This window comes from Bradyrhizobium sp. PRIMUS42, assembly GCF_023006515.1.
GTDB lineage: Bacteria > Pseudomonadota > Alphaproteobacteria > Rhizobiales > Xanthobacteraceae > Bradyrhizobium.
This window is the reverse complement of sequence record NZ_JALBGZ010000770.1, coordinates 1-2,814: the sequence shown is the minus strand read 5'-3', so window position 1 is coordinate 2,814 and position 2,814 is coordinate 1. Positions and strand designations below refer to the sequence as shown.

The window sequence follows — 2,814 nt, the reverse complement described above, 5'->3', positions numbered from 1 at the left end:
AGCCGTGCTCGGCGTCGGATTGGTCTCCGCCCTGACGATCGCCATCATCCTCGGCCGCTACCAGCTGGGCCGGCTGTTCTTCGGCAGCGGCGCCGAGAGCGCAGCCACCATCGAGCTGACTGCGACGCTGCTGCTGGTCGGCGCCACCTTCTTCATCGCCGACGGCCTCCAGACCATCATGGGCGGCGCGCTGCGCGGCATCAACGACACCAGGATGACGCTGCTATTCGCAGCGATCGGCTATTGGGGCATTGCCTTTCCGATCGCCTGGGTGCTGGCCTTCAACGCCGGGCTCGGCGCGGTCGGCGTCTGGGTCGGGTTTTCGGTCGGGACGTTCGTCTATGCCGGGCTGCTGATCTTGCGCTTCCGGATGCTGACGCGCAGATTGGCGGGATGAACGGGACCGTCCGCGAAGTCGCACCCGAGGTCGATGCCAACACGCTGCTATCAGGCGCGCAGTTCGCCGACGCATTTCGCGTCGAGATCGGCGCAGCGCAAGTGAATGCCCGCGAGGCCTGCACCCGGATGGTGCTGCACGGGCCGCGCTGGGTCGATGCGCTGCTGCGCCTGCGCAACATTCTGGTGAGGCCGTTCGGGCTGAAGACATCGGGTGAAGGCGCGCCGGCGCCGGGCGGATTGATCGGCCTGTTTCCGGTGCTGAGCGAAACGCCCGAGCGGCTGGTCGCCGGCTTCGACGATTCTCACCTCGACTTCCGCATCGTGGTCGACGCTTCGGGCGATGCGGCCGGCCGTCAGGTGACTTTGACCACGCTGGTGCGGACGCACAACCGGCTCGGCCGGACCTATCTCGCTTTCATCACACCCTTCCACAAGCTCGTGGCCCGCAACATGATGGCGCGGATCCTGGAGCCGGCGCGATGACCCTTTCGGTCGATCTCTTCTACTCCTACCGTAGCCCATACAGCTATCTGGCGCTCCCCAAGACGCTGAAGCTCGTCCAGGATACGATCTCGCGGTGAACCTGCGGCCGGTCTACCCGCTCGCGATCCGCGTGCCCGGCTTCTTCAAGAAGACCAACCCGCAATTCGCCCGCTAACGAGCCGTTCTTCGGCCAGGACCGCATCGACCTGTTGCTTTGGCGCATGCAGGGCAAGGAGCTGACCAAGCGCCAGCGGGTGATGTGAACCGGTTTCTTCGACGGCACGACTGAGACGTGGTGCCCCGATGCCCGCGGCGCCTTCGGAGGTCGCATGCATCTGGCAAAATTCTTTCATCGTCCGCCCGGCAACGACGATCGCGAGCTCATGCTGATCCCGGGCCGCGATCCCATGGTGATCGGCATCCACATGAATTGGAAAGGCGATCCCGATGCGGATCAATTTCTGCGCGAGGAGTTTTCCAACATCGCCGACGCTGCTGCGGCCTTCCGCCGTCATGTCACCGAGCTCGTCGCGGCAGGCCATGTCGAAACCACCCACACCAACTATACGCTGCGCGACCTCGGACCTGATCCGCAAGCCAAGCCGGACTGGCAGAAGGGCCTGGACGAGCTGATGATCCTGGCACTCGGCGCGCCGACGGCCCAGCAGTCAAAGCAACTCGAAGCGCTCAAGGGCACGCCGGCCGAGCACGAGCCCCTGTACCTCTGGCACGCCGCCCGCCGCAGCCATGCAGATGGAGACGAGCCAGCGCAGGCGGTGCGCTTCGCCGAACAGGCGCGCGATACCATCTGCGCACGGCGGGCCACCGGACAGCCGCATTATGCGTGGTCGATCGCCGAGAGCGATCTCGAAGGACGCATCCTGGAATTACTGAGCGACGCCTATCTTCTGGCCGACGATCCCGATGCCGCACTGAAGATGATCGAGCAGTTGTGCAAGACGGCCCCGAGCCATGAACGCATCCTCAAGCGCGCCGAACTGCTCTGCGGTTATTTTCCCCACCGGCGGGAGGAAGCCTTCGACGATGCCTATCAATGGTCCCGCTTCGGCGGCTATGACGACATCATGGCGTTTCCCGGGTATGGAGAATACGAAGCACAGCGCAAGGCTGGAACGTCAGCAAAAGGCTGGCGCTGGAAGCCGGGCACGCCGGCGCGCAAAGCCGATGTGAGCGCGGCGGAGCAGGCGCTCGGTGTCAGGCTGCCCGGCGACTATCGCAACTTCCTGCTGACCCACGGTGAGACCGAGCTATTGGTGCGCCTGCCCGAATCCTCCTCGGAGCTTCGCTTCTATGCGCCCGCCGAGCTCGCCGCGCAGCAGCGCAATGTGCTTGATTTCATCGCCCATTCCGAGGACGAGATCGAAGAGGCGTGCGCCTATTTCCGCAAGGAATACGGCGTATCGCTCAAGCACTTGGTCCCGATCGCCGAGCCGTCGCAGCTCAGCCGCTGCCTGCTGCTTCATGTCGAGACCGGCGATCGCTATGGCCAGTGCTTCCAGTGGGACCATGACGGCGCATGGGAGCTGGAACAGGAGCAGCCGAGCTTCGATGTTGCGCTGAAGACCCTGACGGACGGCATCGCGCGGCGCGATGCGACGGCGCTCGCGTTCTTCGACCTCTAGCGCTTTATTTTGACGCGCTTTCTCTACGCGAACCGGGCATCCACTTCGCGCGAAAACGCTATGGCCTATTCCGCCACGCGCACGGACTTGCCGCTTGCGGCTTCCGACCATTCGCCGACGACGCGATCGAGATCGCAGAGATTCTGGTGCATTTGCTCCAGCGAGAAGCCGAGCGCGAAGAAACGCTCGGCGGTGTCGCCGGGATGGCCGCGGATCAGGCCGTCCTGGCGGACGGCCGCGACCGCCTCGGCGTAGTGCTGAAGCGCGACATGGACGGGATGGATCGGCG

Annotated in this window: 3 protein-coding genes and 2 pseudogenes; 4 read left to right on the top strand and 1 reads right to left on the bottom strand. The window is 64.7% G+C overall.

Features of this window, described 5'->3' with window-relative positions; translation table 11 throughout:
• The 4 genes and pseudogenes from MOV75_RS33335 to MOV75_RS33320 form a co-directional block, all read left to right on the top strand.
• A partial coding sequence (locus MOV75_RS33335) for an MATE family efflux transporter (protein WP_247007451.1) occupies window positions 1-397 on the top strand: 397 nt, incomplete at its 5' end.
• Window positions 394-882, top strand: a complete 489-nt coding sequence (locus tag MOV75_RS33330; protein WP_247007449.1) for a DUF2867 domain-containing protein — start codon at window positions 394-396, stop codon at window positions 880-882. The genes MOV75_RS33335 and MOV75_RS33330, both read left to right, overlap by 4 nt.
• Window positions 879-1,042: pseudogene (locus MOV75_RS33325) on the top strand (2-hydroxychromene-2-carboxylate isomerase); the annotation flags it as partial. The gene MOV75_RS33330 and the pseudogene MOV75_RS33325, both read left to right, overlap by 4 nt.
• A 169-nt stretch (window positions 1,043-1,211) precedes the next feature.
• Window positions 1,212-2,525, top strand: coding sequence for an SMI1/KNR4 family protein (locus MOV75_RS33320; RefSeq protein WP_246931713.1), 1,314 nt, complete (start codon window positions 1,212-1,214; stop codon window positions 2,523-2,525).
• Between the two features lie 65 nt (window positions 2,526-2,590).
• On the opposite strand, the pseudogene MOV75_RS33315 reads toward MOV75_RS33320, so the two are convergent.
• Window positions 2,591-2,814 (bottom strand): annotated as a pseudogene (locus tag MOV75_RS33315) (FUSC family protein); the annotation flags it as partial.